The following is a 25,729-nucleotide window of genomic DNA, read 5'->3' as shown; positions in this document are numbered from 1 at the left end:
CGACACTGAAGGCTTCATGACTGCGACCGCTTCCGCCCGCGCCCTGCTCGACCTCGCGGCCACAGCCGCCGACTCCAAGGGCGGGGAGGACCTCGTCGCGCTGGACGTCTCGGGACCGCTGCCGCTCGTCGACATCTTCTTCCTGGTGACGGGGCGCTCCGAGCGCAACGTCGTCGCCATCGCCAACGAGGTGGAGGACCGCCTCAACGAGTCCGGCGCCAAGCTCCTGCGCCGCGAGGGCCGCGCCGAGGGACGCTGGATCCTGCTCGACTTCGGCGACCTCGTCGTCCACGTCTTCCACGAGGAGGACCGGATGTACTACTCGCTGGAGCGCCTCTGGAAGGACTGCCCCGTGGTCCCGATCACGCTGGCGAACGCCGTTCCCGCCGACTCCGCGGCCTCCTCGAACTGAGGAACACGCCCGGCGTCGCCGCTCGATTTCACTCCACGCGCTTCGTGTTGTAGTTTATTCGAGTTGCTTCCGCCGGGCGGAGGAGCGGGCCGCAAGGCCGGTACCTCGAGTCCGAGAAGCGCACCAAGGGTCCGTGGCGCAGCTGGTAGCGCACCTGCATGGCATGCAGGGGGTCAGGGGTTCGAATCCCCTCGGATCCACCGCAAGAAAGAAAGCCCCGCACTTCTCCGGAAGTGCGGGGCTTCTCTCGTCTCCGGACGGCGCGCGAGCGGTACCGGCTGGCGCTGGAGAGCTGAGCGCTCCGCCAGAATGGCGGGATGCCGACTCCGACCGCGCCGCGCGGCCTCATCACCCAGTTCTCGATCGTCGACGCGCTGCTGGCCGGTCTGTTCGACGGCGTCGTCACGCGCGCCGAGGCCGACGAGGCCGGCGACTTCGGGCTGGGCTGCGGCGACCACATGGAGGGCGAGCTCGTCGTGCTCGACGGCGTGCACCGGCTGTTCCGCGGCGACGGCTCGGTCGTCGTCCTCGAGCCGGAGGACACGATCGCGTTCGCCGAGCTGGCCCGGTTCGCTCCGGACAGCACGGAGTCGGTCGAGGCGGTGCCGTCGCTCGACGCCCTGCTGACGGCGGTGCGGCGGACCGTGCCGAGCCTGAACGTGTTCGTCGGCGTCCGTCTCCGAGGCCGCGTGGAGTACCTGACGCTGCGGCAGCCGATCGCCCAGGTGAAGCCGTACCTCCGCCTGGCGGACGCGATGCGCGACCAGCGCGAGGTGCACCTGAGCGACGTCGAGGGCACGATCGTCGGCTTCTACGGCCCGAAGCCGTTCCAGGGGATCAGCGTCGCCGGGCTGCACACCCACTTCGTCGACTCGAGCGGCTCCGTCGGCGGCCACGTCCTCGCAGCGTCCGGGCTGAGCGGCGAGCTGGCGGTCGAGCAGTACGCCGGGCTCACCGTGCGCCTTCCGGAGTCGGAGGACTTCCTCGCCGCGGACCTCGACGACGAGGTCGGCAGCTCCGACGCCGCCATCCGCGCCGTCGAGACCGACCACGCGCACTGAGGTGCACTCCGGCGGGGGAGCGGCGGCCCTACCCTGGACGCATGCCCACGCTGCGCGACGTCCACGCCGTCATCGACCGTCTCTGGCCCGAGGGGGCCGCTGAGGACTGGGACGCTCCCGGTCTGGTCACCGGTGACCCGGCTGCGCAGGTCGAGCGGATACTCCTCACGGTCGACGTCGTCGCCGACACCGTCTCCGAGGCCGTCGACGGCGGCTACCAGCTCCTCCTGGCCCACCACCCGCTCCTGCTCCGCGGGGTCACCTCGATCGCGGAGGACGGCTACAAGGGCCGCCTGCTCGCCGAGCTCATCCGGCACGGCTGTGCGCTCGTCTCCGCGCACACCAACGCGGACATCGTCGCGGACGGCGTCTCCGACGTCATTGCGACCCGGCTCGGGCTCACCGGCACGACGCCGCTGGTCCCCGGCGAGGATCCGTCGGTCGGCCTCGGCCGCGTCGGCGACCTCGCCGAGGAGGTCACGCTCGGCCGTCTCGCCCGCGCCGTGGCCGAGCTGCTGCCCGCGACCGCCGGAGGAGTCCGTGCCGCCGGCGACTACGAGGCGCCCGTCCGCCGGGTCTCGCTCTGCGGCGGAGCCGGGGACTCCCTCCTCGACAGCCCCGCCGTCCGCACGAGCGACGTTTACATCACAGCCGACCTCCGGCACCACCCGGCCTCCGAGGCGCGCGAGAAGGCCCGCCACGGCACCGGTCCGGCGCTCCTCGACGTCTCGCACTGGGCGAGCGAGTGGCTCTGGCTCGACGTCGCCGCGACCGCTCTGCGCACCGCGCTTCCCGGGGTCGTCGTCGACGTCAGCGAGACCCGCACCGACCCCTGGGATTTCGCGATCGTCCACTGACGCTCCGCGAGCGCGCGAGAATGGAGCCGGCACGCCCACCCTCCGTGCCGGGAACGAGGACCGCGACGTGATTGCCAGCCCCGCCGACCAGCGAGAGCTCCTGACTCTGCAGAGTCTCGACACGAGGGGCAACCAGCTCCGTCACGCCGTCGCCACCCTGCCGCAGATCGCGGCGATCAAGGCGATGCAGACCCGCGACAACGAGACCCGCCGCACCCTCGCGGAGCGCAACGGCCGGCTGGAGGACGCCCGCACCGAGCTCGGCCGCATCGAGTCCGACGTCGAGGTCGTCGACAAGCGCCTCGCCCGCGACCGCGACCGCCTGCAGACCGCCTCGTCCGCGAAGGACATCGCCGCACTCGAGGGAGAGATCACCTCGCTGGTCAAGCGCCGCGGCGACCTCGAGGACATCGAGCTGACGCTGATGGAGCGGATCGAGGGCATCGAGGCCGAGGTCGCCGCCGCCCAGGCCGAGCGCGACGAGGTCGTCGCGGGCATCGCGACCCTCGCCGAGGAGCGCGACGCCCAGGCGGAGAAGCTCGCCGGCAAGCAGGAGGCGCTCGCCCGCGACCGCGCCTCGCTCGTCGAGAAGATCCCGGCCGACCTGGTGGAGCTCTACGAGAAGCAGCGCGCCCGCTACGGCGTCGGCGCGGCGCTCCTGCGTGGCAAGGTGTCGGAGGGGAGCGGCGTCGCCCTCACCGAGTCCGACCTCGCCTGGATCCGCACCACCGCGCCCGACCAGGTCGTGCTCTGCCCCGACAGCGGCTGCATCCTCGTCCGCGGCGACGAGTCGACGCTCGCCTGACCCGGCCCGTACACTGGTTCCGCGAACGGGCCGGCAAGACGGTCGCGTCGCCGGGGTGAGAGCCCCGGCGCCGAGGAACGTCCGGGCTCCGCAGAGCAGGGCGGTGGGTAACACCCACCCGGGGTGACCCGCGAGACAGTGCCACAGAGAACAGACCGCCACGGGCCCCGGCCCGCGGTAAGGGTGAAACGGTGGTGTAAGAGACCACCAGGGGCCGGAGTGATCCGGTCCGCTCGGTAAACCTCGCCCGGAGCAAGGTCAGACAGAGGACGATGCGGCTGCTCGTCGGGTCCTCGGGTAGACCGCTGGAGGGTCACGGCGACGTGCCCCCGAGAGAGATGGCCGTCCAGCGCCCGCCGAGAGGCGCGGCGTGAACAGAACCCGGCGTAATAGCCGACCCCTTCGCCACGAAAGGCCCCGCACAGCGGGGCCTTTCGCGTCTCGTGGCCGGCTGCGCCCCTTTGCGCGGCGGTCCCTGCCCGCCGCGCCGCGGTCGGTCTGGGTGCGTGGTCGCGTTTCGCGGAGCGTCTCGCGTTCGGCTCCGGAGAGACGCTGGCACGCGTTTCTCCGGCTCGCCTCGGCCCTGCTTCCGCATGCTCCTGAAGAGCGCCGTCCTCGCGCGCATGCCGATCGAGTAGCCCTCGGAGAGTGCATATCGAGATCCCGCCCTGCTGCACGAGTGCCTGGGACCGCCGTTCGGTGACGTGGGTCTCGATACGCCGCTCTGCGGCTACTCGACCAGCATGGAGGGGCGGACGTCAGAGGCGCCGACCCTGCCGGCCGCTCTCGCGGAGCGAGGCTCACCGGCGAAACGCGTGCCAGCGTTTCGTCGTAGCCGAGGGCGAGACGCCCTGCGGAACGCGGCCACCTGTCGGGGCCGACGGCGCCGCGGCGGGCGGGGACCGCCGCGGAAGGAGGCGCCGCCTCAGCGGCGGACGCCGCCGCCTGCCAGGGCCGCTGCCCCGAGGATGCCCGCGTTGTTGCGCAGGGCGGCCGGCACGATCGGGGTGCGCAGGTCGAGCAGGGGCAGGAACTCCTCGTGGTGCTTCGAGATGCCGCCGCCGACGATGATCAGGTCCGGCCAGAGAAGCGCCTCGAGGTGGGAGTAGTAGCGCTGCAGGCGCTTGGCCCAGTGCTTGTAGTCGAGGTCGTCCCGCTCCTTCGCGGCGAAGGACGCCTTCTTCTCGTAGTCGCCGCCGTGGATCTCGAGGTGGCCGAGCTCGGCGTTGGGGATGAGGACGCCGTCGTAGATCTGCGCGGTGCCGATGCCGGTGCCGAGCGTGGTCATCAGGACCAGGCCCTTCTTGTCCTTCGCCGCGCCGAAGCGCGACTCGGCGTACCCGGCGGCGTCGGCGTCGTTCACGAAGAAGATGTCGCGGCCGATGGCGTCCTCGAACAGCTTCTCGGCCTCGAGGCCGATCCACTCATCCGAGACGTTCGCGGCGGACATGGTGCGCCCGTGCACCACGGCGGCCGGGAAGCAGATCCCGACGGGGGTGTCGGCCGGTGCGTCCGGGAGCATGCCCAGGATCTGCTGCACCGTGGCGACGATGTCCTTCGGGCGTCCGCCCTCGGGGGTGGCGACCTTCATCCGGTCGCTGAGGAGGGCGCCCTCGCCGAGGTCGACGTACGCCCCCTTGATGCCGGTCCCTCCGATGTCGATTCCGATCGCGGTCGCAGCAGCAGTCATACCGGCCATGCTAGCGAGGCGCGAGGGGGAGCGACCGGCGACCGGCCCCGGCGTAGGATCGCGACATGTCTGACGGTGATGCGAACTCCTGGTGGTACAACCTCAAGTCCGGCGCGGTGGAGCAGGGCTTCCAGTCCCCGTCCGTCGACCGCGCGGGCCCCTACTCGTCCCGCGAGGAGGCGTCGCACGCCCTCGAGAAGATGCGCGAGAACACCCGCCGCTGGGACGAGGAGGACGCGGAGGATCGCTGATCCCACGCTGAGCCGGGTCGCGCCCCGCTACTCGTAGCTGTGCTCGGCTCCGGGGTACGCGCCGGCCTCGACGTCCTCGCGGAACGCGGTCACCGCGCCGGTGAGGACACCGCGCAGGTCGGCGTACTGCTTGACGAAGCGCGGCACGCGGCCGGTGGTCAGCCCGGCGAAGTCCGTCCACACGAGCAGCTGACCGTCCACGTGCGGGCCGGCACCGACGCCGATCGTCGGGATGCTGAGCTCCTCGGTGACCCGGCGGGCGGCCTCGCTCGGCACCATCTCGAGCACGACGGCGAACGCGCCGGCGTCCTGGACGGCACGGGCGTCGGCGAGCAGCTGCTCGATCCCCTCGCCGCGGCCCTGGATCATGTGCCCGCCGAGGCCGTGCTCGCTCTGCGGGGTGAAGCCGATGTGCGCCATCACCGGGATGCCGGCCTCGACGATCCGCCGGATCTGCTCCGCGGAGCGGACGCCGCCCTCGAGCTTCACGGCGTGCGCGTGCGTCTCCTTCATGAAGCGGAAGGCGGTGTGCAGCGCGTCGTCCGGGCCCGACTCGTAGGAGCCGAAGGGCAGGTCGGCGACGACGAACGCGCGCTCGACGGCACCCGCGACGGCGCGGGCCAGCGGGATCAGCTCGTCCACCGTGACCGGCAGGGTCGTGTCGTAGCCGAGCACGGTGTTGCCGGCGGAGTCGCCCACGAGCAGGAAGTCGATGCCCGCCTGGTCGAAGATGCGGGCCGTGAGCACGTCGTAGCTGGTGAGCCCGGTGATCCGCACCCCCGAGTCCTTCGCGGTCTGGAAGTGGCGGGTTCTCACGCGTTTCACGGGCTGCGCTGACATGCGGTCGAGTCTATCCGCGCCCCGTCAGGGCTCCGCGGGGAACGGCCGGGCGCCCAGCAGGGGAGGGGCGGAGCCACTAGCCTGGGAGCGAAACAGGAAGGGCCTTGATGGACAAGCAACGGGACTTCGTTCTTCGCACCATTGAAGAGCGAGGGATCAAATTCGTTCGCCTCTGGTTCACGGACGTCGTCGGCACGCTCAAGTCGGTCGCGATCGCGCCGGCCGAGGTCGAGGGGGCGTTCGCCGAGGGTCTCGGCTTCGACGGCTCCGCGATCGAGGGACTGACCCGCTCCTACGAGGCCGACGTGCTGGCGCACCCGGATCCGTCGACCTTCCAGATCCTGCCGTGGCGCGGCGAGATCGATCCGACGGCGCGGATGTTCTGCGACATCACCACGCCGGACGGCCAGCCCGCCGTCGCCGACCCGCGGAACGTGCTCAAGCGCACGCTCGCGAAGGCGGCCGAGCGCGGCTTCACGTTCTACACGCACCCCGAGATCGAGTTCTACCTGCTGAAGTCGTCGACCTTCGGCGCGGAGGGGCCCGAGCCCGTCGACTCCGCCGGCTACTTCGACAACGTCCCCGGCGGCACGGCGCACGACTTCCGCCGCCGCTCGGTCCGGATGCTCGAGGACCTCGGCATCTCGGTCGAGTTCAGCCACCACGAGGCGGGCCCCGGCCAGAACGAGATCGACCTCCGCTACGCGGACGCGCTGACCACGGCCGACAACATCATGACCTTCCGCACGGTCATCAAGGAGGTGGCGATCGAGCAGGGCGTCTACGCGACCTTCATGCCCAAGCCGCTCTCCGGCCACCCCGGCTCGGGCATGCACACGCACCTCTCGCTCTTCGAGGGCGACATGAACGTGTTCTACGAGCAGGGCGCGCAGTACCAGCTGTCCAAGCTCGGCCGCCAGTTCATCGCCGGGCTGCTCAAGCACGCCCCCGAGATCACCGCGGTGACGAACCAGTTCGTCAACTCCTACAAGCGCCTCTGGGGCGGCGACGAGGCGCCGAGCTACGTGTCCTGGGGCCACAACAACCGCTCCGCGCTCGTCCGCGTGCCGCTGTACAAGCCCAACAAGGGCCAGTCCTCGCGCATCGAGTACCGCGCGCTCGACTCGGCCGCGAACCCCTACCTCGCGTACTCGCTGCTGCTGGCCGCGGGACTCAAGGGCATCGAGGAGGGCTACGAGCTCCCCGCCGAGGCCGAGGACAACGTCTGGACGCTGTCGGACGCCGAGCGCCGCGCCCTGGGCTACAGCCCGCTGCCGGCGAGCCTCGACCGCGCGATCTCGCTGATGGAGGAGTCGGAGCTCGTCGCCGAGACGCTCGGCGAGCAGGTGTTCAACTTCGTGCTGCTCAACAAGCGGAAGGACTGGGCCGAGTACCGCGCCCAGGTCACCCCGTACGAGCTGCGCAGCAACCTCGAGATGCTCTGACCCCTCCCGCCATGCCCCGCGAACGCACGCTGAGCGAGGTCGCACGCCTCGGTTTCGCCGCACTCGGCGAGACCGGGGCTCGGCTCGCCGAGGCGGAGGAGCTCGCGGGCCGCTCGCTCGAGTCGGTGGTGCCGGCCTTCGCGACGGTGGCCGATCCCGACGCGGCGCTCGGCGCGCTGCTCGATCTGCTGCGCAGTCACCGCGACCGGATGGACGCGGTGCTCGCGGACGACGCCGCGATCACGCGGCTACTGCTCGTCCTGGGGGCGTCCTCCGGTCTCGCGGACTTCCTGCAGCGCCGGCCGGACGAGCTCATCGGCTTCCTCGACCCCGTCCGGGTCCTTCCGGGTCGCGGTGAGCTCAAGCAGGAGCTGCTCGACTCGGTCGGCGCCGTCGACGGTGTCGCGGCGCTGCACGAGGAGGACGGCTGGACGGCCCTGCGGGTCCGCTACCGCCGACTGCTCACTCGCGTCGTCGTGCACGATCTCGGCCAGGCGGATCCCGTCGCGGCGATCGACAGGGTCGCCCGGACCCTCGCCGATCTGGCGGGGGCGGCCCTGGAGGCGTCGCTCGCCGTGGCGCGCGCCGACCTGATCGCGGGCTCCGGACCCGGTCGCTTCTCTCGCGAGGAGGTCGTGGCGACCCGCTTCGCCGTCATCGGGATGGGCAAGGCCGGCGCCTCCGAGCTCAACTACGTCAGCGACGTCGACGTCATCTTCGTAGCCGAGGGCGACCCCGAGCGCGGCCTCTCGAACGCCCGCGCGATCGACATCGCGACTCGGCTCGCCGTCCTGTTGATGCGCGGCACCTCCGCGCTCGCGCTCGAGCCGGAGCTCTGGGAGGTCGACCCCAACCTGCGGCCGGAGGGGAAGCAGGGCGCGCTCGTGCGGACCCTGGAGTCGCACATCACCTACTACGACCGCTGGGCGAAGAGCTGGGAGTTCCAGGCCCTGCTGAAGGCCCGCCCGCTCGCGGGCGACCTCGAGCTCGGCCGCGCCTACGTCGCCGCCGTTGCGCCGAAGGTCTGGTCGAGCGCGTCGCGGGAGAACTTCGTCGAGTCGGTGCAGCGGATGCGCGAGCGCGTCACCGAGAACATCCCGCAGAACGACGTCCACTACCAGATCAAGCTCGGCCCGGGCGGGCTGCGCGACATCGAGTTCACGGTCCAGCTGCTCCAGCTCGTGCACGGCCAGACCGACGACGAGATCCACATGCCGGGCACCCTGCTGGCCCTCGGTGCTCTCGCCGACCGCGGCTACATCGGCCGCGCGGCGGCGGAGGAGTTCGCGCAGGACTACCGCGCACTGCGCCTGCTCGAGCACCGGCTCCAGCTGCGCAGGCTCCGGCGCACCCACCTGATGCCGCGGGACGAGCACGAGCTGCGCACCCTGGCACGGGCGAGCGGACTCGCCCGCAGCGCCGAGGAGCTCCTCGTCGTCTGGAACTCCATCAAGCACCGGGTGCGCGGGCTGCACGAGCGGCTGTTCTACCGCCCGTTGCTCTCCGCGGTGGCGGCGCTGCCCGACGGCGGGATCGAGCTGTCGACCGGTCAGGCGGAGGCGCGACTGGCGGCGATCGGCTTCGCGGACGCCCGCGGCGCCCTCGGCCACATCGCCGCGATGACCTCGGGCGTCTCTCGGCGCGCGAGCATCCAGCGCCACCTCGTCCCCGTCATGCTGCAGTGGTTCGCCGACGGGGCGGACCCCGACTACGGGCTCCTCGCCTTCCGGCGCCTCAGCGACACCCTCGGCGGCACGCCCTGGTTCCTCCGGATGCTGCGCGACTCCTCCGGGGCCGCGAAGCGCCTGACGACGGTCCTGTCCGGCTCGCGCTTCGTCGGCGAACTGCTCGACCGCATTCCGGAGTCGGCGGCCTGGCTCGAGGACGACGACGCGCTGCGGCCGCGCAGCGCCGAGGGGCTGGCCGAGGAGGTGCGCGCCGTGCTGGCGCGGCACGAGACTCCGGAGGCCGTCGCCACGGCGCTGCGGGGGATGCGCCGCCGGGAGGTGCTCCGCACCGCGATGGGCGGCGTCCTCGGCCTCAGCACCATCGAGGAGATCGCGACGAGCCTCTCCGACATCATCTCCGCGCTCCTGGGCGGCGTGCTCGCGGCCGTCCGCCGCTCGAGCACCGGTCGCCGCGGATCCGCCGCTGAGTTCGCCGTGATCGGCATGGGGCGCTACGGGGGAGCGGAGCTGGGCTTCGGCTCGGACGCCGACGTGATGTACGTGCAGCGACCGGGCGAGGCGGATCCGCACGAGGCGCAGCTCTACGCGCAGTTCCTGGTCGCCGAGCTCGTGCGCCTCACCGAGGACTCGCGCCTCCCGCTCGACCTCGACGCCGATCTGCGCCCCGAGGGCAAGAACGGCCCGCTGGTGCGCTCCCTCGACTCCTACCGCGCCTACTACGCCCGCTGGTCGCTGACGTGGGAGGCTCAGGCACTGCTGCGCGCTCGAGGGGTGGCCGGCGATGCGGCGCTGATCGCCGCCTTCGAGGAGCTGGCCGACGGCGTCCGCTACCCGGCCGCGATCTCGGACCGCGACATCCGCGAGGTGAAGCGGATCAAGGCCCGCGTCGAGAGCGAGCGGCTGCCGCAGGGCGCCGACCCGAAGCGCCACCTCAAGCTCGGCCGCGGCTCGCTCAGCGACGTCGAGTGGCTGGTGCAGCTGCTGCAGCTCCAGCACGCGCGCACGATCCCCGCGCTGCGGACCACCTCGACGCTGACCGCGCTGAGCGTGGCGGAGGAGGCGGACCTGATCTCGCCGCCCGACGCCGAGCGCCTGCGCGCGGCCTGGCTCCTCGCGTCGCGGGTGCGCTCGGCGATGACCCTGTTCACCGACCGCACGGCCGACGTGCTGCCGGCCGACCGCCGCCAGCTGGACGGCGTGGCACGCCTCCTGGAGTACCCCGCCGATTCGGCGACGCAGCTCGAGGACGACTACCTCGGCGTCACCCGCCGGGCCCGCGCCGTCTTCGAGCGCCGCTTCTACGGCCCTGTCGAGGTCGACGCGCCGACCTACCGCTGACGCCCGCGGGTCCGTCCGGGAACGCGGAAGGGCCGCTCCTCCGGGGAGGAACGGCCCTTCGTGCAGTGCGCGAGCCCTGCGGTGCGTCGGATCAGACGCCGTAGTACAGCTCGAACTCGAAGGGGTGCGGGCGCTGCGCGAGGGGCTTGATCTCCTTCTCGCGCTTGTAGTCGATCCAGGTCTCGATGAGCTCCTGGGTGAACACGCCGCCCTGGAGCAGGAAGTCGTGGTCGGCCTCGAGGGCGGCCAGGGCCTCCTCGAGCGAGGCGGGGACCTGCGGGATGAGCTTGGCCTCCTCCGGGGGCAGCTCGTACAGGTCCTTGTCGACCGGCTCGTGCGGCTCGATGCGGTTCTTGATGCCGTCGAGGCCCGCCATCAGCTGCGCGGCGAACGCGAGGTACGGGTTGCCCGAGGCGTCCGGCGCGCGGAACTCGATGCGCTTGGCCTTCGGGTTCGTGCCCGTGATCGGGATGCGGATCGACGCGGAGCGGTTGCCGGCCGAGTAGACCAGGTTGACCGGCGCCTCGAAGCCCGGGATCAGGCGGTGGTACGAGTTGACCGTCGGGTTCGTGAACGCGAGGACAGCGGGGGCGTGCTTGAGCAGGCCGCCGATGTACCAGCGTGCGACGTCCGAGAGTCCGCCGTAGCCGTTCTCGTCGTAGAACAGGGGCTTGCCGTCGTTCCAGAGCGACTGGTGGGTGTGCATGCCCGAGCCGTTGTCGCCGAAGAGGGGCTTCGGCATGAACGTGGCGGTCTTGCCCCACTGCTCGGCCGTGTTCTTGACGATGTACTTGAACTTCAGGATGTCGTCCGCGGAGTGGACCATCGTGTCGAATCGGTAGTTGATCTCCGCCTGGCCGCCGGTGCCCACCTCGTGGTGCGAGCGCTCGAGGATGAGGCCGGCGTCGATCAGCTTGAGGCAGATGTCGTCGCGGAGGTCGGCCTGCTTGTCGACCGGGCTGACCGGGAAGTAGCCGCCCTTGTAGGGGGTCTTGTTGCCGAGGTTGCCGCCCTCTTCGACGCGGCCCGAGTTCCAGGCGCCCTCGACGGAGTCGACGGAGTGGAACGCGGAGTTCTGGGTGACCTCGTAGCGCACGTCGTCGAAGATGTAGAACTCGGCCTCGGGGGCGAAGAACGCGGTGTCGGCGATGCCGGTCGACGCGAGGTACTTCTCGGCCTTCTTGGCGACCTGGCGCGGGTCCTTCGAGTAGATCTCGCCGTTGCGCGGGTTGTAGATGTCGAAGACGATGATCAGCGTGCGCTCGACGCGGAACGGGTCCACGTAGGCGGTGGTCACGTCAGGGATCAGCTGCATGTCCGATTCGTGGATGTTCGCGAATCCGCGGATCGAGGACCCGTCGAAGAGCTGGCCGACGGAGAAGAACTCCTCGTCGACCGTCGAGGCGGGGATGTTGAAGTGCTGCTGGACACCGGGGAGATCGGTGAACCGGATGTCGAGGAACTTGACGTCCGTGTCCTTGATGAACTTGAGCACCTCGGAAGAATCTTTAAACATGCAAAGGTCTCCAATGGCGTAACGGGTGGCTGCAGACGCAGCCGTTCCACAGTAGTCACCGGCGGTTACCCCGCCGTGTCCCTCGTGTTTCGGGCGTGTTACACGGGGTCCCGCCGAGCGTGTCGCGGCCGGCCTCCGCTCCCGGCGGGCGCGCGGCCTGCGCGGGTAGCATCGGAGGATGCCAGCACCCGAGCGCAGGACCTTCGCCGACGTCGCCCCGAGCACGCGACCGGGGGAGCGGCTCGGGCTCCCCGAGACCGGCCGGATGTCGATCGCCCGGCCCGGTCGCCGCTTCGCCGCCCTCGCCGTCGACTTCGCGATCGTCGCGCTGCTGTCCTTCGTCTTCTTCGGCTACGACCGCTGGGCGAGCATCGTCCTCTTCGTGGTGCTGCAGGCGGTGTTCATCCCGACCATCGGCGGGAGCATCGGCCACCGGCTGCTCGGTCTGCGCGTCGTCCGCCTCGGCGGCGGCTGGGTCGGCGTCTGGCGTCCGCTGGTGCGCTCGGTGCTCCTCGCCGTGCTCGTCCCGGCCCTCGTCTGGGACTCGGACCAGCGCGGCTTCCACGACAAGGTCGCCGGCACGGTGCTCGTCCGCTACTGATCGGGCAGTCGTCCGGGAACGACGAACGGGCCGGCGGGAGTGATCCCGACCGGCCCGTTCGTGTGCTCGTCCCGTGCGTCAGCGGGAGCGCTGCGGCCGCACCTTGAAGGGGTCGACGCCCTTGGGGATCGGCAGCGAGGTGTTCAGCGAGGCGAGGCGGTTCTTGACGGCCAGCACCTCCGCCTTGGTCAGCACCTTCTTCGTCTTCGCGAGGGCGCGCGGCACCTTGTGCAGCGGGACGGCGCCCTCGTCGGGGCCGACGTTCACGAAGGTGACGGGGACGTTGGGGAGGATGCGGGTCACCTTGCGGCGCTCATCCTCGAGCATGCGCTTGGTGCGGCCGGTCGGGCCCTCCGCGATCAGCACGACACCGCCGCGGCCGACGGCGCGGTAGACCGCGTCCTGCGTCTTGCCGTTGACGGCGACCGGCATCTCGCCGCCGGTCCAGGTGCCGCGGAGTCCGCTGCGCAGGACGGCGCCCACGGCGCCCGGCTGCCCGGCGATCTGCCCGTAGGCGGCGCGCTCGGCGCGGCGGGAGAGGACCGCGAGGCCGGCGACGAGTCCGGCCATCACGCCGACGACGATCCAGAGCGCGATGACGAAGCCGTTGCCGTCGCCGAGGAGGACGCCGAGGAGGATCCCGATCAGGATCGGGACCAGCAGCGCCAGCAGGATGATCCAGACCGCGCTGCTGTCGTAGCGGCGGGTCATCTGGAACACCTGCCACATCTGCTTGAGACGTCCTGGTTCCTTGACCGCCTTCGTCGACGGTTCCGTGCTGCGTGCCATTCCTCCAGGATACCGAGCGGACCCGGTGGGGGAGACCGATCCGAGCGGATCCGCCGGACCTCCCCTCCTCCCCAGCGACGGCACACCGGATCCGTCCACCGACCGGGCCTCCGCCGCCCCGGCGAGCCGGCTCGCGCGGCACCCTCGGAGCATGGCAGCGAGCGGTGAGAGCGAACGGAGCGGCGGACAGCCGCTCGAGTGGGTCGCCGGTCACGCCGTGGTGGGCTCCGGAGCGCTCGGGCCGGTCGTCCGCGACGGCGACGGCCGGCTCCTGAACGCTCTCCTGCTCTCGCAGGAGCGGGCGGAGGGCGCGCTGGGGTCGGGGATCGAGCGGCTCGCGCCGCACGAGCATCGGCAGCGCCTCGTCGACGTCGGGGTGCACGCCGATGGAGCCGTCCTCCTCACCACCCCGGCCGTCGTCTCGACCCTCGAGCAGGTGCTCGAGTCCGGTGCGGTGCTGCCGCCGGGGGTCGTCGTCACCCTCCTCGCGCCGGTCGTCGGCGCCCTGCGTGACGCGGCGGCGTCGGGAGTCCACCCGCTCCCCGGTGCCGAGGCGATCGGAGTGACGGAGGAGGGACGTCCGGTGCTGCTGCTCACCGAGGCGCCGACGGGATCGACCGAGGCCGACGTCGTGGCCGCGGTGATCGGGCTCCTCGGACGCTGCCGTCGGAGCTGCCCTGCCTGGCGGGGGAGCCCGCGGGACGACGACGACCTCGCGGCGCTGGAGGCGCTCCTCTACCGCTCCGCGGCGCCGTTGCCCCTCCGCGTGGTTCACCGGCCCGGGACGGCGGCCGACCGGGAGCGGTCGAGCGGGGTCGTCGAGAGCCCGCCTGCGCGACACCGCCGCACGCATCCGCTGGACGGCTGGCGCGATCGGGTGCGCGCGCTGGTGGTCCGCCGCCGCGGCCCCCTCGTGACCGCGGCCGTCGTCCTCGTCGGCGCGCTGGTGATGACGGGCCTCGGCCCCGACCGGAGCACGGGAGCGGAGACGGCCGCGTCGACGCGGACGCCGGCGCCGGTGCCGTCGACGTGGACGCCGGCACCGAGTCCTGGCGCTCCGACGGGGCCGGTACCGGCGACGGCGACCGCGACCGCGCCAGCGACCGCGGGAGCGACACCGACACCTCCGGTGAGAGCCGTGGCGACGCCGACACGGGCACCGGCTCCGGCGACGCCGAGCGCCGAGCCGACGGTCCGGCCGCCGCGCGCTGAGCTCGGGGCGGAGGAGGCGGCGACGGCCCTTCTCGCGGCGGCCCGCCACTGCGGCGGCTCGGAGAGCGCCTGCGCGGAGGCGCTGACCACCCCCGACTCGCCGATCCGCGTCGACGGGGGCTCCGCCTTCGCGACGCTCCGCGCACCGGCCTCCGCCGTCATCGCTGTGCGTGTGGACGTGAACGGCGCCTCCGCCGTGGTCGCCGTCGGTCCGGATCCGGGAACGACGACGGCCTCCGTCCTGATGATCAGGACGGAGGCCGCATGGCTTCTCCGCGACGTCTTCACCGACGGGGGCCGCTAGTGCGGCGCGTCAGCGTGGCGGCGTCAGATGCCGAGGTCGTTCTCGAACGAGCCCTCCTCGAGGCGCTCCTTGATGGCCACCAGGAAGCGGGCCGCGTCGGCGCCGTCGACCGTGCGGTGGTCGTAGGAGAGGGCGAGGAACACGGTCGAGCGGATCGCGATCGCGTCGCTGCCGTCGACCTGCACGACGGCCGGCTTCTTCGTGACGATGCCGGTGCCGAGGATCGCGGTCTGCGGCAGGAACACGACGGGCGTGTCGAACAGCGCACCGCGCGAGCCGGTGTTCGTCAGGGTGAAGGTGCCGCCGGCCAGCTCGTCGGGCTTGAGCTTGTTGTTTCGGGTGCGCTCCGCGAGGTCGCCGATGGTGCTGGCGATCTGCGCGAGCGTGAGCTCCGACGCGTTCTTCAGGACCGGGGTGAGCAGTCCGCGCTCGGTGTCGACCGCGATGCTGATGTTCTCGTGGTCCGGGTAGACGATCGAGTCGCCGTCGAGCGTCGAGTTGATCACCGGGTAGGCCTTGAGGGCCTCGGCGGCCGCGAGGGCGAAGAACGGCAGGAAGGACAGCTTGGCGCCGGTCTTCTCGTTGAAGGTCTTCTTGACCGAGTCGCGGAAGCGCGCGACGGCGGTGACGTCGACCTCGACGACCGAGGTGAGCTGGGCGGTCGACTGCATCGACTCGACGGCACGCTGCGCGAGCACCTTGCGCAGGCGGGTCATCGGCTGCGTCGTGCCGCGCAGGGGCGAGGTCTCGAGCGGCGTGCGAGCGGCCTTCGCGGCGGCGGCGGCCGGAGCCGAGACCGGGGCGGGAGCCGACTTGGCGGCCTCGACGGCGTCGAGCACGTCCTGCTTGCGGATGCGCCCGCCGACACCGGTGCCGGTGAGGGTGGAGAGGTCGATGCCGTTCTCGCCGGCGAGCTTGCGCACCAGAGGGGTGACGTAGCCGGGGTTCGAGTCGGTGGGCTCGGGGGTCGCGGCCGGCGCGGGGGCGGAGGCGGCGGGGGCCGGAGCGGCGGCGGCGGGAGCCGGGACCGACGGAGCGGGGGCGGACGCCTCCGGAGCGGCGGGCTTCTCGGCCGCGGGGGCCGGCTCGGGCTCGGCGGGGGCCGGAGCCTCCTCCTCGGTCTCCGCGTCGACGGACGGGGTGGCCTCGTCGGTCGGCTCGGTCTCGGCGGCCTCGGCCTCGGGCGACTCCTCGGCGGCCGGCTCCTCGGCGGGGGCCTCGGGCGCGGACGCGGCTCCGGAGCCGTCGCCGATGCGCACCAGCTCGGCGCCGACCTCGACGGTCTCGTCCTCCTCGACGAGGATCTCCTCGATGACACCGGCGACGGGCGAAGGGATCTCGGTGTCGACCTTGTCGGTCGAGACCTCGAGCAGCGGCTCGTCGACCTCGACGCGGTCGCCGACGTTCTTCAGCCAGCGGGTGACCGTTCCTTCCGTGACACTCTCTCCGAGTGCCGGGAGGCTGACGGATTCGCTCATGAGCCTGTCTCCTTAAGACGCTTGTGTACGTGGTTTCAGTTTAGTGAGGCGGGAACGGCCGGTCGCCGTCCCGCGATGGTCCTAGAGGGCGTGCAGCGGCTTCCCCGCCAGCGCGAGGTGCGCCTCGCCGAGCGCCTCGTTCTGGGTCGGGTGCGCGTGCACGAAGGGGGCGACGTCCTCGGGGTGCGCCTCCCAGTTCACGATGAGCTGCGCCTCGCCGATCAGCTCGCCGACGCGGGCGCCGATCATGTGCACGCCGACGACGGGCCCGTCGACGACGCGCACGACCTTGACGGAGCCCGCGGTGCCGATGATCGTGCTCTTCGCGTTGCCGCCGAGACCGTAGTCGTAGCTCGCGACGCGCTCGGCACCGTACTCGGCGACGGCGCGCGCCTCGGTCAGGCCGACGGACGCCACCTCGGGGTCGCTGTAGGTGACCTTCGGGATGTTGAGGTCGGCCACCGTCTGCGGCTTCAGGCCGGCGAGCTCCTCGGCGACGAAGATCCCCTGCTGGAAGCTGCGGTGCGCGAGCTGCAGGCCGGGCACGATGTCGCCGACGGCGTAGACGCCGGGAACCGAGGTCTGCAGGCGCTCGTCGGTGATCACGTAGCCGCGGTCGAGCGTGACGCCGATCTCCTCGAGGCCGAGCCCCGCGGTGACCGGGCCGCGGCCGACCGCGACGAGGAGGAGGTCGCCCTCGACGCTCGCCCCGCTCTCGAGCGAGACCGAGACGCCGTCGTCGGTCTGGACGACGCCGGTGACGCGCGAGCCGAGGGTGAAGGAGATCCCGCGCTTGCGGAAGGCGCGCTCGAACTGCTTGCTGACGCTCTCGTCCTCGTTCGGCACGAGGTGGGGGAGCGCCTCGACGATCGACACCTCGGCACCGAAGGAGCGCCAGACGCTGGCGAACTCCACGCCGATGACACCGCCGCCGAGCACGACGACCCGCTCGGGGACGTGGTCGAGCTCGAGGGCCTGGTCGCTGGTGATCACTCGGCCGCCGATCTCGATGCCCGGGAGGGTGCGCGAGGCGGAGCCGGTCGCGACGACGATCGAGCCGCCGTGCAGCACGTGCTCGCCGACCGTGACGGTCCTCGGCCCGGTCAGCCGGCCCTCGCCGGAGACGACGGTGATGCCGCGGGCGGAGACGAGGCTCTGCAGGCCCTTGTACTTGCCGGCGACGACGCCCTCGCGGTAGCGCGTGACGCCGGGGACGTCGATGCCCTGGAAGCCGGCGAGGACGCCGTACTTCTGCGCGTCCCGGGCGCCGTCGGCGAGCTCGGCGGCGTGCAGGAGGGCTTTGGTCGGGACGCAGCCGCGGTGCAGGCAGGTGCCGCCGAGCTTGTCGCGCTCGACGATCGCCACGCTCATCCCGAGCTGGGTCGCGCGCAGAGCCGCCGCGTACCCGCCGCTGCCACCTCCGAGCACGACCAGGTCGTAGCGCTCTTCCGACACCCAGTGACTCCCTTGCGACGTGCGGTTCCCCTCGCCTCCGCGGATCTCCGCGCCTGTGCGCGGGCCGGTCGGAGGGGGGGACGAGGCGGGAGATCCCGCCCCGTCGACCCTACTACGCGCTCGCCAGGCCCTCGGCCAGGGCGAGGAGGGCGCGGACCGAGACCCCGGTGGGGCCGGTGCCGGTGAAGCCGTACCCGCCGCCGCCGTTGTTCGCCGGGCCGGCGATGTCGAGGTGCACCCAGGGGATGCGCGCCGCGTCCGGGCCCTCGCCACGGGTGCCGACGAACTCCTGGAGGAAGTGCGCGGCGATCAGCATGCCGCCGGCGGTGTTGCCCGGCTTGATGTTGGCGATGTCGGCGATCTCGGAGTTGAGCAGCGGGCGCAGCTCCGCGGGGAGCGGCATGTGCCAGAAGAGCTCGCCCGTGCTGCGCGCCGACTCCAGCACGGAGGCGACCAGCTCGTCGTCGCCGAACACGCCGGTGTAGCGGTTGCCGAGCGCGACGACGGCGGCGCCGGTCAGCGTCGCGACGTCGACGATCGCGTCGGGCTGCTCCTCGCTCGCGGCGACGAGGCCGTCGGCGAGCACGAGGCGGCCCTCGGCGTCCGTGTTGAGGACCTCGACGGTCTTCCCGCCGCGGATCGTGAGCACGTCGTTCGGGCGGATGGCCGTGCCGGAGGGCATGTTCTCGGCGATGCAGAGCCAGGCGGTGACCCGCACCGGCAGGCGGAGCTCGGCGACCGCGCGCACGACCGCGTAGACCGTCGCCGCGCCGGTCATGTCGTCCTTCATGCCGATCATCGAGGCCGGCGGCTTGAGGGAGAGTCCGCCGCTGTCGAAGGTGATGCCCTTGCCGACCAGCGCGAGGTGCTTGGGCGCCGTCCGCTCGGCCGTCCCCCCGGGGGAGGAGGCGCCGTCGGGCGTGTAGGCGATCTTGACGAGGCGCGGCGGGCGGGACGAGCCGCTGCCGACACCGAGGATGCCGCCGAAGCCGTCGCGCTCGAGCGCCGACTCGTCCCAGACCGTGACCTCGAGGGGGAGCCCTTCGACGCCCTCCTGCACGGCCTCGGCCAGGGTCTGCGGGTAGAGGTGCGACGGCGGGGCGTTGACCAGGTCCTTCACGGCGGACACGGCGCGACCGACGACCTGCGCGCGCTCGAGGACGGCCGCGTCGGCGGACTCGTCGGAGGTCACGAGGAGCACGCGCTCGACGGGAGCCTTCGCGGCGTCGAGGGTGCTGTGCCGGAAGGCGGTGTAGCTGTAGGAGCCGAGCGCGGCTCCCTCGGCGACGGCCGCGAGCGCGTCGTCGTCTCCGGTGGGCAGGGCGAGGGCGACCGAGGCGGTGCCGGCGAGGCTGCGGACCGCGAGTCCGGCGGCGGTGCGCAGCACGGTGGCGCTCGGCTCCGCGGAGCCCAGGCCGACGAGGACGACCACGCCGGCGCGGACGGAGGAGGGGACCCGCGTCAGCGACTCGACGGAGCCGGTCACCCCGAGCGCGGGGAGCGCGGCGACGAGGTCGTCGAAGCCGTCGACGCCGACGAGACGGGGGCCGTCCGGTCCGGGCGCGACGCCGAGGACGAGAGCGCCGGTGTCGAGATCGGAGGCGGGGACGGTCGTGTACTCGAGAGAGGAGAGGGGCATGAGCGCAATGCTAGGCGCGGCCGGGACGGCGCTCGGCCGCCCCGTCGCGGCTGTTCGCTCAGGGCTCAGCGCCGCCGGGGAGCCGCCCCGGCGGGCCGTCTAGGCTGGATCGCATGCCGGATCCTGCAGACCTCTTCGCGATCGAGGGCGACCTCGCCGACGTCCCGCGGGGCCTCCACCTCGTGGCCGGCCTCACCGGGTTCGCCGATGCCGGAGGTGCGGTCGGCCAGCTCGCCGAGCACCTGCACGGGACGCTCGAGCACCGGACCGTCGTCGAGTTCGACCCCGACCAGCTGCTCGACTACCGCGCACGCCGGCCGATCATCACCTTCGATCAGGACCACCTCACCGACTACACCCCGGCGAGCCTCCGCCTCTCGCTCGCGCACGACGAGCTGCACCAGCCGTTCCTCCTGCTCACCGGGTTCGAGCCGGACTACCAGTGGGAGCGCTTCACCCGGGCGGTGCTCGAGCTCATCGATCGGCTCGAGGTCGCGAGCACCACCTGGGTGCACGCGATCCCGATGCCCGTCCCGCACACCCGGCCGGTCGGCGTGACGGTCAGCGGCAACCGCGAGGACCTGATCGAGGCCATGTCGGTCTGGAAGCCGGTCACCCAGGTGCCCGCGAACGTCCTGCACCTGCTCGAGCTCCGCCTCTACGACCGGGCTCTCCCGGCCGTCGGCTTCGCCCTGCTGATCCCGCACTACCTCTCCGACACCGCCTACCCCCAGGCGGCCGTCGCCGCGCTCGAGAGCATCTCGGCGTCGACCGGGCTGATCTTCCCGACCGACAGCCTCCGCGAGAGCGGCCGCGAGTTCCTCTCGAAGGTCGACGAGCAGGTCGGCTCGAACGAGGAGCTGCAGAAGCTCGTCGCGGCGCTCGAGTCCCGGCACGACACCTACATGGAGGGGACGAGCCTGCGCTCGCCGCTCACCGACGAGGACGGCTTCGTCCCGACCGCCGACGCGCTCGCGGCCGAGCTGGAGAAGTTCCTGGCGATCAAGCGGCCCGGCGAGGAGCCCACGGCCCAGTAGCAGGCGAGCCGCGCTTGGTAGTCTCTGCCGAGTGCGATCTCGTCGAGCCTGGTTCGTCTTCGGTGCCGGTGCCTTCGCGTACCTGGTCGCCGTCCTCGACCGCACGACGCTCGGAGTGGCGGGCGTCGACGCGGCGGAGCGGTTCGGCATCTCCGCCGCGATGCTCTCCTCGCTCGCCGTCGTCCAGCTGATCGTCTACGCCGGGATGCAGATCCCGGTCGGCATCCTCATCGACCGCTTCGGCCCGAAGACGCTGATCCTCAGCGGGACCGCGCTGATGATGGTCGGCCAGATCGTCCTGGCCTTCGCGCCGTCCCTCGGCGTCGCGATCGTCGGACGGATCCTGGTGGGTGCGGGCGACGCCGCGATCTTCACCTCGGTGATCCGACTGACCGTGACCTGGTTCAGCGGACCGATCGTCCCCCAGCTCTCGCAATGGATCGGCAACATCGGCCAGGTCGGCCAGATCCTCTCCGCCCTGCCGTTCGCCGCGATCCTGCACGCGGCGGGCTGGACTCCCGCCTTCCTCTCCGTCGCCGGGATCGGCGCCGTCGCCTTCCTCGGCGTGCTCCTGCTGATCACCGACGTCCCGCCGCGGACCGAGCCGATTGTCCTGGTGCCGCCGACGCTCCGCGCCACGATCGCCCAGCTGGGTGTCAGCCTGCGCCGCCCGGGCACGCAGCTCGGCTTCTGGTCGCACTTCGTGACGCAGTCCTCCGGCACCGTGTTCACGCTGCTCTGGGGGTACCCCTTCCTCGTCTACGCGATCGGACTGGAGCCGGGCGTCGCCGCTCCGACGCTGACGATCGTCGTGGTCGCCGGCATCGTCGTCGGCCCGATCCTCGGCGTCCTCACCGCCCGGCACCCGATGCGGCGGAGCAACCTCGTGCTCGGCATCGTCTCGGCGATGGCGGTGGCCTGGACGGTCGTGCTGCTCTGGCCGGGGGTCCCGCCGTACTGGCTGATCGTCCTGCTGCTGATCGTGATCGGCGCGGGCGGGCCGGGATCGATGATCGGCTTCGACTTCGCCCGCACCTTCAACCCGTCCCGGAGCCTCGGCGCCGCGAACGGCGTGGTGAACGTCGGCGGCTTCCTCGCGAGCTTCACGATGATGTTCCTGATGGGGCTGCTGCTCGACTCGCTGGCAGGGCCGGGCGCGGACTCCGCCCGGCTCTACTCGATGGACCACTTCCGGCTCGCCTGGTGCATCCAGTACGTCGTCGTCGGCCTCGGAGTGATCGGACTGGTCACCGCTCGCCGCAGGACGCGGCGGCGGCTCGCCGAGGACGAGGGAATAACGGTGGCCCCTCTGTGGGTTGCATTGAACGACCGTCTCCGTCGTGGCCGCGCAGGACGCTGACCGTCGGACCCGCCCTTCCCCGTCCTTCCGCGAGGCCCCGCATGGTCTCGCGTCGGACTCCTCCCGGAGTGCCGAAGCCCTGAGCGCACGGCCGCACTACTCAGGCGTGCAATAATTGTCAATAGGACCCGTTCGGGTCGAGGAGCACGGCGCCCACGTCGGGCGTGCGATCCCCTCGACTTGACATGGGTCCTCGTAATGCCCACCGACGGACGACGCCTCCCGGCCTCGCCCGCAGCCGGGACGCAACGGATGGAGAGGTGCCGCCATGGCCACCAGAGCTACCAAGACCGCAACGCTCGACGCCGTCGACGACGACGTGACGACGACCAAGAAGCCCGCCGCGCGCAAGCCGGCGGCCAAGACCACGCGCGCCCGCGCCACCGCCAAGGCCGCGGCCCCCGCCGCGACGGAGGAGGAGCCCACCGAGCCCGAGGACGTCGACGGCGACGCCGACGCCGAGGAGGAGACCGCGGTCGTGGTCGAGGAGACCGAGACCGAGACCAAGGACGACACCGAGACGCCAGTCGTCGCGGCCGCCGCTCCGGCCGAGCCGCTGCCCAGCGGCGCGCTCGTCCTCTCCTTCGGCGGCGACGACGACGAGGTCCCCGTCTACTCGACGGCGATCACCGGCGCCACGGCCGACCCGGTCAAGGACTACCTGAAGCAGATCGGCAAGGTCGCGCTCCTGAACGCGGCCGAGGAGGTCGAGCTCGCGATGCGCATCGAGGCGGGCCTCTTCGCCGAGGACAAGCTCGCCAACTCGAGCGACCTCAGCCCGGAGCTCGTCCGCGAGCTGCGCTGGGTCGCGAAGGACGGGCAGCGGGCCAAGAGCCACCTGCTCGGCGCGAACCTCCGCCTCGTGGTCAGCCTCGCCAAGCGCTACACCGGCCGCGGCATGCAGTTCCTGGACCTGATCCAGGAGGGCAACCTCGGTCTGATCCGCGCGGTGGAGAAGTTCGACTACACCAAGGGCTTCAAGTTCTCGACCTACGCGACGTGGTGGATCCGCCAGGCGATCACCCGCGCGATGGCCGACCAGGCCCGCACCATCCGCATCCCCGTGCACATGGTCGAGGTCATCAACAAGCTCGCCCGCGTCCAGCGCCAGATGCTGCAGGACCTGGGCCGCGAGCCCACGCCCGAGGAGCTGTCCCGAGAGCTCGACATGACCCCCGAGAAGGTCATCGAGGTGCAGAAGTACGGTCGCGAGCCGATCTCGCTGCACACCCCCCTGGGTGAGGACGGCGACAGCGAGTTCGGCGACCTCATCGAGGACACCGAGGCGGTCGTGCCGGCCGACGCGGTGGGCTTCACGATGCTGCAGAAGCAGCTCGAGTCGCTGCTGGACTCCCTCTCCGAGCGCGAGGCCGGCGTGATCCGCATGCGCTTCGGCCTGGGCGACGGCATGCCCAAGACGCTCGACCAGATCGGCGACACCTTCGGCGTGACGCGCGAGCGCATCCGCCAGATCGAGTCCAAGACGATGGCCAAGCTCCGCCACCCGTCCCGCTCGCAGTCGCTCCGCGACTACCTCGAGTAAGCCGGTGATCCGCTACGCGCCGGCGGTCCTCCTCGGAAGGGCCGCCCGGTTCGCAGCGCGCGTCCGCAAGCCCGGCGGAGGCTCCGCCGTGCCCGGACTCGTCTTGAACCGCCTCGCGCCGGGCTTCCTCCCGGCCGTGCTCGACGGCTTCACCGACGGCCTCGTCGTCGTCACCGGCTCGGCCGGGAAGTCGACGACGACCAAGATGCTCGTGGCGGTGCTCCGTGCCCACGGGCTGCGGGTCTTCACCAACCCCTCGACCGCGAACATCGCGCAGGGGCTGACCTCGGCGCTGCTCGAGCGCACCGACCTCCGCGGGCGGATCGATGCAGACATCGCCGTCCTGGAGATGGACGAGGGCCACGGCGCCCGGCTCGCGCCGCGGATGAGCCCGCGCGTCGTGCTGCTCACCAACGTGGTCGTCGACCAGATCGACCGCTTCTTCGACCCGGCCATGGTCGCCCGGATGCTCGCGACCATCGCGACCCGGGCCACGGGACCCGTCGTCCTCAACGCGGACGACCGCCACGTCGCCGACATCGCGACGAGCCTGCCCAGCGATCGCCTGCGCTGGTACGGCACCTCGTCCGCCGTCCGCGATGCGGCTGTCGGGGGGCTCGGCTACGCGGCCGACGCCGAGGGCCAGGAGGGTCGTGCGACGACCGTCGTCGAGACCACGGGCGGTGCCGCCGCGACGATTCGGAGCGACGGCGACGTCCTCGACGTCCGCCTGCCCGCTCGCGGCGTGCACTACGCGGTCGACGCCGCCTCGGCGGTCTCCGCGGCCCGCGCGATCCTCGGCACCCGCTTCCTCCCGGCGACGACCGCCTCCGCGCTCTCGTCGATCGACCCCGTGTTCGGGCGCGGCGAGATCGTGACGGTGCGCGGCCAGGAGGTCGAGTTCGTCCTGGTGCAGAACCCGGCGAGCTACCGCCTGAACATCGCGGAGATCCCCGAGGGCACCGAGCAGATCATGCTCGCCCTCGGCTCGGACGTCCGCGACCCCTCCTACTTCTGGCCGGTCGACACCGCCCGCCTGGGGCGAGTCCGGGTCGTCTCCGGCTCGAAGGCCCACGAGGCCGCGCTGCAGCTGCGCTACGACGGGGTCGCGATCGACGCGGTCGACGACGACCTCGGCCGTGCGCTCGACGCCTTCCTCGCGCTGCCCGCGCCGAGCCACGGGCGGAAGACGATCGTCTTCTCCGCCGACTCGATGCGGCGCACCCGCGCCCACCTCCAGCTCGCCTCCAACCGCGAGGAGACCGCGTGACCACCCTGCTGATCGGCGTGCTCGCCCCCGACGTCCTGGACAGCAACGGCGACGCGGCGAACGCCCGCGTCCTCGCGGCACGCGCCGGCTGGGCCGGTCTCGACGCCCGCCTCCTGCCGCTGCGCGAGAAGGCCGACTTCGCCGAGCGCCCCGATGTGCTCGTGGCCGGCACGGGAGCGGACGAGGACCTGCCCGCCGTGCTCGACCTTCTCCGCGCCGTCGGCGACACGGTCCACGGCTGGGTGCGCGACGAGACCGAGGTCGTCGCCGTCGGCGCGGGCTGGGAGCTCCTCGCCGAGTCGTTCGCGACGCCCGAGGCCGTCGTCGCGGGCATCGGGGTCCTCCCCGGTCGTGCCGTGACCTCCGAGCGCACGACCGACGACCTCGTCGTCGAGTCCGCGGCGGGCGTCCTCGTCGGCTTCGAGAACCACGCCCGCCGTTTCGAGGGCATCGATCCCGCGCACGTCCTCGGCCGGGTGCTGCACGGCACCGGTGACGGCGGGGGAGCGGAGGGCTACGCCGCAGGTCGGCTCCTCGGCACGCACCTCCACGGCCCCGTGCTCGCGAAGAACCCCGCCCTCGCGGACGCGATCCTTACCCGGGTTGTCGGGCGGCACGGTCTGGCCTACTCGACGCAGGACGAGCGGATCCGTGCGGCGGATGAGACAGCTCGAGCCGCCCGCGAAGTGATCGCGAAGCGGCTCGGAGTCGGCCGGTAGGGAGTCCCGCTCCCCACCGGCGAAGAGCGGGCTGACTAGGGGCGCTGCTCCTCGAAGAGGCGCGCCGACTCGTCGTGCCAGCTCTGGGCGATGCTGGAGAGCTTCTCCTGGTACTTCTTGCCGTGGTGCGCGCAGAACAGCAGCTCGCCGCTGTTCACCACGACACGGATGTAGGCCTGGGCTCCGCAGCTGTCGCAGCGGTCTGCCGCGGAGAGCTGCTGCGATCCAGCGAGCTCGTCCACGCCGTTCTGGGTTGCTGTGGTCGACATGACGTGGCCTCCTGCGCTCGGGTCTTCGACTTCGGTGGACTCGGCCTCTCGGCTCCGTCCTTCCCTTGGTCCAACCATCAAAGCACGCGGATGTTTCCCGGCAGAGTCGATCCCGTGGCATTTCGCTCTGCGCGTAGGTCCCCCGCCGCA

General features: G+C 71.9%; 22 protein-coding genes, 1 tRNA gene and 1 other RNA gene. 16 read left to right on the top strand and 8 right to left on the bottom strand.

What is annotated here, in order from left to right; translation table 11 throughout:
* The first annotated feature begins 16 nt into the window (after positions 1 to 16).
* From rsfS to rnpB, 6 genes are all read left to right on the top strand, one after another.
* On the top strand, positions 17 to 412 hold the full coding sequence (gene rsfS / locus MT350_RS07265) for a ribosome silencing factor (RefSeq protein WP_132437037.1): 396 nt from the start codon (positions 17 to 19) through the stop codon (positions 410 to 412).
* Positions 413 to 539: 127 nt separating this feature from the next.
* Positions 540 to 612, top strand: a tRNA-Ala gene (locus MT350_RS07260).
* A 117-nt stretch (positions 613 to 729) separates the two neighbouring features.
* Entirely contained in the window at positions 730 to 1,473 is a 744-nt protein-coding gene (locus MT350_RS07255; protein WP_243599180.1) for an acetolactate decarboxylase, read from the top strand.
* A 41-nt stretch (positions 1,474 to 1,514) separates the two neighbouring features.
* Entirely contained in the window at positions 1,515 to 2,330 is an 816-nt protein-coding gene (locus MT350_RS07250; RefSeq protein WP_243586734.1) for a Nif3-like dinuclear metal center hexameric protein, read from the top strand.
* Between the two features lie 67 nt (positions 2,331 to 2,397).
* Positions 2,398 to 3,135 (top strand): zinc ribbon domain-containing protein, encoded by a 738-nt coding sequence (locus MT350_RS07245; protein ID WP_123445833.1) that lies wholly within the window; start codon positions 2,398 to 2,400, stop codon positions 3,133 to 3,135.
* Positions 3,136 to 3,161: 26 nt separating this feature from the next.
* Positions 3,162 to 3,540, top strand: an RNA gene (gene rnpB, locus MT350_RS07240) — RNase P RNA component class A.
* A gap of 520 nt (positions 3,541 to 4,060) precedes the next feature.
* Here rnpB and ppgK read toward each other — a convergent pair.
* Positions 4,061 to 4,825, bottom strand: coding sequence for a polyphosphate--glucose phosphotransferase (gene ppgK, locus MT350_RS07235; protein WP_132437043.1), 765 nt, complete (start codon positions 4,823 to 4,825; stop codon positions 4,061 to 4,063).
* A gap of 65 nt (positions 4,826 to 4,890) precedes the next feature.
* Here ppgK and MT350_RS07230 point away from each other — a divergent pair, with 65 nt between their 5' ends.
* On the top strand, positions 4,891 to 5,076 hold the full coding sequence (locus tag MT350_RS07230) for an SPOR domain-containing protein (RefSeq protein WP_123445835.1): 186 nt from the start codon (positions 4,891 to 4,893) through the stop codon (positions 5,074 to 5,076).
* Positions 5,077 to 5,103: 27 nt separating this feature from the next.
* Here the strand turns inward: MT350_RS07230 and panB are convergent, their stop codons facing one another.
* The gene (gene panB / locus MT350_RS07225) at positions 5,104 to 5,916 is read right to left on the bottom strand and encodes a 3-methyl-2-oxobutanoate hydroxymethyltransferase (RefSeq protein WP_132437044.1); all 813 of its coding nucleotides are present in this window, start codon (positions 5,914 to 5,916) and stop codon (positions 5,104 to 5,106) included.
* Between the two features lie 107 nt (positions 5,917 to 6,023).
* Here panB and MT350_RS07220 point away from each other — a divergent pair, with 107 nt between their 5' ends.
* Positions 6,024 to 7,361 carry a glutamine synthetase family protein gene (locus MT350_RS07220; RefSeq protein WP_123736929.1) on the top strand — a complete coding sequence of 446 codons (1,338 nt, stop codon included), beginning with the start codon at positions 6,024 to 6,026 and terminating at the stop codon, positions 7,359 to 7,361.
* 11 nt (positions 7,362 to 7,372) lie between these two features.
* Positions 7,373 to 10,387, top strand: a complete 3,015-nt coding sequence (locus MT350_RS07215) for a bifunctional [glutamine synthetase] adenylyltransferase/[glutamine synthetase]-adenylyl-L-tyrosine phosphorylase (RefSeq protein ID WP_243599181.1) — start codon at positions 7,373 to 7,375, stop codon at positions 10,385 to 10,387.
* A 91-nt stretch (positions 10,388 to 10,478) separates the two neighbouring features.
* Here the strand turns inward: MT350_RS07215 and glnA are convergent, their stop codons facing one another.
* On the bottom strand, positions 10,479 to 11,903 hold the full coding sequence (glnA, locus tag MT350_RS07210; RefSeq protein ID WP_123445839.1) for a type I glutamate--ammonia ligase: 1,425 nt from the start codon (positions 11,901 to 11,903) through the stop codon (positions 10,479 to 10,481).
* Between the two features lie 178 nt (positions 11,904 to 12,081).
* On the opposite strand from glnA, the gene MT350_RS07205 reads away from it, so the two are divergent.
* Positions 12,082 to 12,504, top strand: a complete 423-nt coding sequence (locus MT350_RS07205) for an RDD family protein (protein ID WP_123703545.1) — start codon at positions 12,082 to 12,084, stop codon at positions 12,502 to 12,504.
* A 78-nt stretch (positions 12,505 to 12,582) separates the two neighbouring features.
* On the opposite strand, the gene MT350_RS07200 is transcribed toward MT350_RS07205, so the two are convergent.
* Positions 12,583 to 13,293, bottom strand: coding sequence for a DUF4191 domain-containing protein (locus MT350_RS07200; protein WP_123445841.1), 711 nt, complete (start codon positions 13,291 to 13,293; stop codon positions 12,583 to 12,585).
* A 151-nt stretch (positions 13,294 to 13,444) separates the two neighbouring features.
* Between MT350_RS07200 and MT350_RS07195 the strand changes: the two genes are divergently transcribed.
* Positions 13,445 to 14,809: a hypothetical protein gene (locus tag MT350_RS07195; protein WP_243599182.1), complete on the top strand. Its 1,365-nt coding sequence runs from the start codon at positions 13,445 to 13,447 to the stop codon at positions 14,807 to 14,809.
* Between the two features lie 23 nt (positions 14,810 to 14,832).
* Here MT350_RS07195 and sucB read toward each other — a convergent pair whose 3' ends face one another.
* From sucB to MT350_RS07180, 3 genes are all read right to left on the bottom strand, one after another.
* Positions 14,833 to 16,287 carry a 2-oxoglutarate dehydrogenase, E2 component, dihydrolipoamide succinyltransferase gene (sucB, locus tag MT350_RS07190; protein ID WP_243615611.1) on the bottom strand — a complete coding sequence of 485 codons (1,455 nt, stop codon included), beginning with the start codon at positions 16,285 to 16,287 and terminating at the stop codon, positions 14,833 to 14,835.
* Between the two features lie 81 nt (positions 16,288 to 16,368).
* Positions 16,369 to 17,742, bottom strand: a complete 1,374-nt coding sequence (gene lpdA / locus MT350_RS07185; RefSeq protein WP_243599184.1) for a dihydrolipoyl dehydrogenase — start codon at positions 17,740 to 17,742, stop codon at positions 16,369 to 16,371.
* A 112-nt stretch (positions 17,743 to 17,854) separates the two neighbouring features.
* Positions 17,855 to 19,381 (bottom strand): leucyl aminopeptidase, encoded by a 1,527-nt coding sequence (locus MT350_RS07180; RefSeq protein WP_243599185.1) that lies wholly within the window; start codon positions 19,379 to 19,381, stop codon positions 17,855 to 17,857.
* 113 nt (positions 19,382 to 19,494) lie between these two features.
* On the opposite strand from MT350_RS07180, the gene MT350_RS07175 reads away from it, so the two are divergent.
* The 5 genes from MT350_RS07175 to MT350_RS07155 all read left to right on the top strand — a co-directional run bounded on the left by MT350_RS07175 (position 19,495) and on the right by MT350_RS07155 (position 25,310).
* Positions 19,495 to 20,418: a proteasome assembly chaperone family protein gene (locus tag MT350_RS07175; RefSeq protein ID WP_123736935.1), complete on the top strand. Its 924-nt coding sequence runs from the start codon at positions 19,495 to 19,497 to the stop codon at positions 20,416 to 20,418.
* Between the two features lie 31 nt (positions 20,419 to 20,449).
* Complete coding sequence (locus tag MT350_RS07170) at positions 20,450 to 21,778, top strand: nitrate/nitrite transporter (RefSeq protein ID WP_123736936.1); 1,329 nt, start codon at positions 20,450 to 20,452, stop codon at positions 21,776 to 21,778.
* Positions 21,779 to 22,046: 268 nt separating this feature from the next.
* Positions 22,047 to 23,321, top strand: coding sequence for an RNA polymerase sigma factor (locus MT350_RS07165; RefSeq protein ID WP_243599186.1), 1,275 nt, complete (start codon positions 22,047 to 22,049; stop codon positions 23,319 to 23,321).
* An 88-nt stretch (positions 23,322 to 23,409) separates the two neighbouring features.
* Positions 23,410 to 24,591: a Mur ligase family protein gene (locus MT350_RS07160; protein WP_243599187.1), complete on the top strand. Its 1,182-nt coding sequence runs from the start codon at positions 23,410 to 23,412 to the stop codon at positions 24,589 to 24,591.
* Positions 24,588 to 25,310 carry a hypothetical protein gene (locus MT350_RS07155; protein ID WP_243599188.1) on the top strand — a complete coding sequence of 241 codons (723 nt, stop codon included), beginning with the start codon at positions 24,588 to 24,590 and terminating at the stop codon, positions 25,308 to 25,310. Before MT350_RS07160 ends, MT350_RS07155 begins: the two co-directional genes overlap by 4 nt.
* 35 nt (positions 25,311 to 25,345) lie before the next feature.
* Here the strand turns inward: MT350_RS07155 and MT350_RS07150 are convergent, their stop codons facing one another.
* Positions 25,346 to 25,579 carry a hypothetical protein gene (locus MT350_RS07150; RefSeq protein WP_123445851.1) on the bottom strand — a complete coding sequence of 78 codons (234 nt, stop codon included), beginning with the start codon at positions 25,577 to 25,579 and terminating at the stop codon, positions 25,346 to 25,348.
* Positions 25,580 to 25,729: the final 150 nt, after the last annotated feature.

This window comes from Rathayibacter sp. VKM Ac-2928 (assembly GCF_022815545.1).
GTDB classification, from domain to species: Bacteria; Actinomycetota; Actinomycetes; order Actinomycetales; family Microbacteriaceae; genus Rathayibacter; species Rathayibacter festucae.
This window is presented reverse-complemented; position numbering and strand designations above follow the sequence as displayed.

Bases quoted from the DNA above. Each gene is read 5' to 3' on its own strand.
- rsfS (WP_132437037.1), top strand. From the start codon at position 17: ATGACTGCGACCGCTTCCGCCCGCGCCCTGCTCGACCTCGCGGCCACA.
- MT350_RS07255 (WP_243599180.1), top strand. From the start codon at position 730: ATGCCGACTCCGACCGCGCCGCGCGGCCTCATCACCCAGTTCTCGATC.
- MT350_RS07250 (WP_243586734.1), top strand. From the start codon at position 1,515: ATGCCCACGCTGCGCGACGTCCACGCCGTCATCGACCGTCTCTGGCCC.
- ppgK (WP_132437043.1), bottom strand. From the start codon at position 4,825: ATGACTGCTGCTGCGACCGCGATCGGAATCGACATCGGAGGGACCGGC.
- MT350_RS07230 (WP_123445835.1), top strand. From the start codon at position 4,891: ATGTCTGACGGTGATGCGAACTCCTGGTGGTACAACCTCAAGTCCGGC.
- panB (WP_132437044.1), bottom strand. From the start codon at position 5,916: ATGTCAGCGCAGCCCGTGAAACGCGTGAGAACCCGCCACTTCCAGACC.
- MT350_RS07220 (WP_123736929.1), top strand. From the start codon at position 6,024: ATGGACAAGCAACGGGACTTCGTTCTTCGCACCATTGAAGAGCGAGGG.
- MT350_RS07215 (WP_243599181.1), top strand. From the start codon at position 7,373: ATGCCCCGCGAACGCACGCTGAGCGAGGTCGCACGCCTCGGTTTCGCC.
- glnA (WP_123445839.1), bottom strand. From the start codon at position 11,903: ATGTTTAAAGATTCTTCCGAGGTGCTCAAGTTCATCAAGGACACGGAC.
- MT350_RS07205 (WP_123703545.1), top strand. From the start codon at position 12,082: ATGCCAGCACCCGAGCGCAGGACCTTCGCCGACGTCGCCCCGAGCACG.
- MT350_RS07200 (WP_123445841.1), bottom strand. From the start codon at position 13,293: ATGGCACGCAGCACGGAACCGTCGACGAAGGCGGTCAAGGAACCAGGA.
- MT350_RS07195 (WP_243599182.1), top strand. From the start codon at position 13,445: ATGGCAGCGAGCGGTGAGAGCGAACGGAGCGGCGGACAGCCGCTCGAG.
- sucB (WP_243615611.1), bottom strand. From the start codon at position 16,287: ATGAGCGAATCCGTCAGCCTCCCGGCACTCGGAGAGAGTGTCACGGAA.
- MT350_RS07180 (WP_243599185.1), bottom strand. From the start codon at position 19,381: ATGCCCCTCTCCTCTCTCGAGTACACGACCGTCCCCGCCTCCGATCTC.
- MT350_RS07175 (WP_123736935.1), top strand. From the start codon at position 19,495: ATGCCGGATCCTGCAGACCTCTTCGCGATCGAGGGCGACCTCGCCGAC.
- MT350_RS07165 (WP_243599186.1), top strand. From the start codon at position 22,047: ATGGCCACCAGAGCTACCAAGACCGCAACGCTCGACGCCGTCGACGAC.
- MT350_RS07150 (WP_123445851.1), bottom strand. From the start codon at position 25,579: ATGTCGACCACAGCAACCCAGAACGGCGTGGACGAGCTCGCTGGATCG.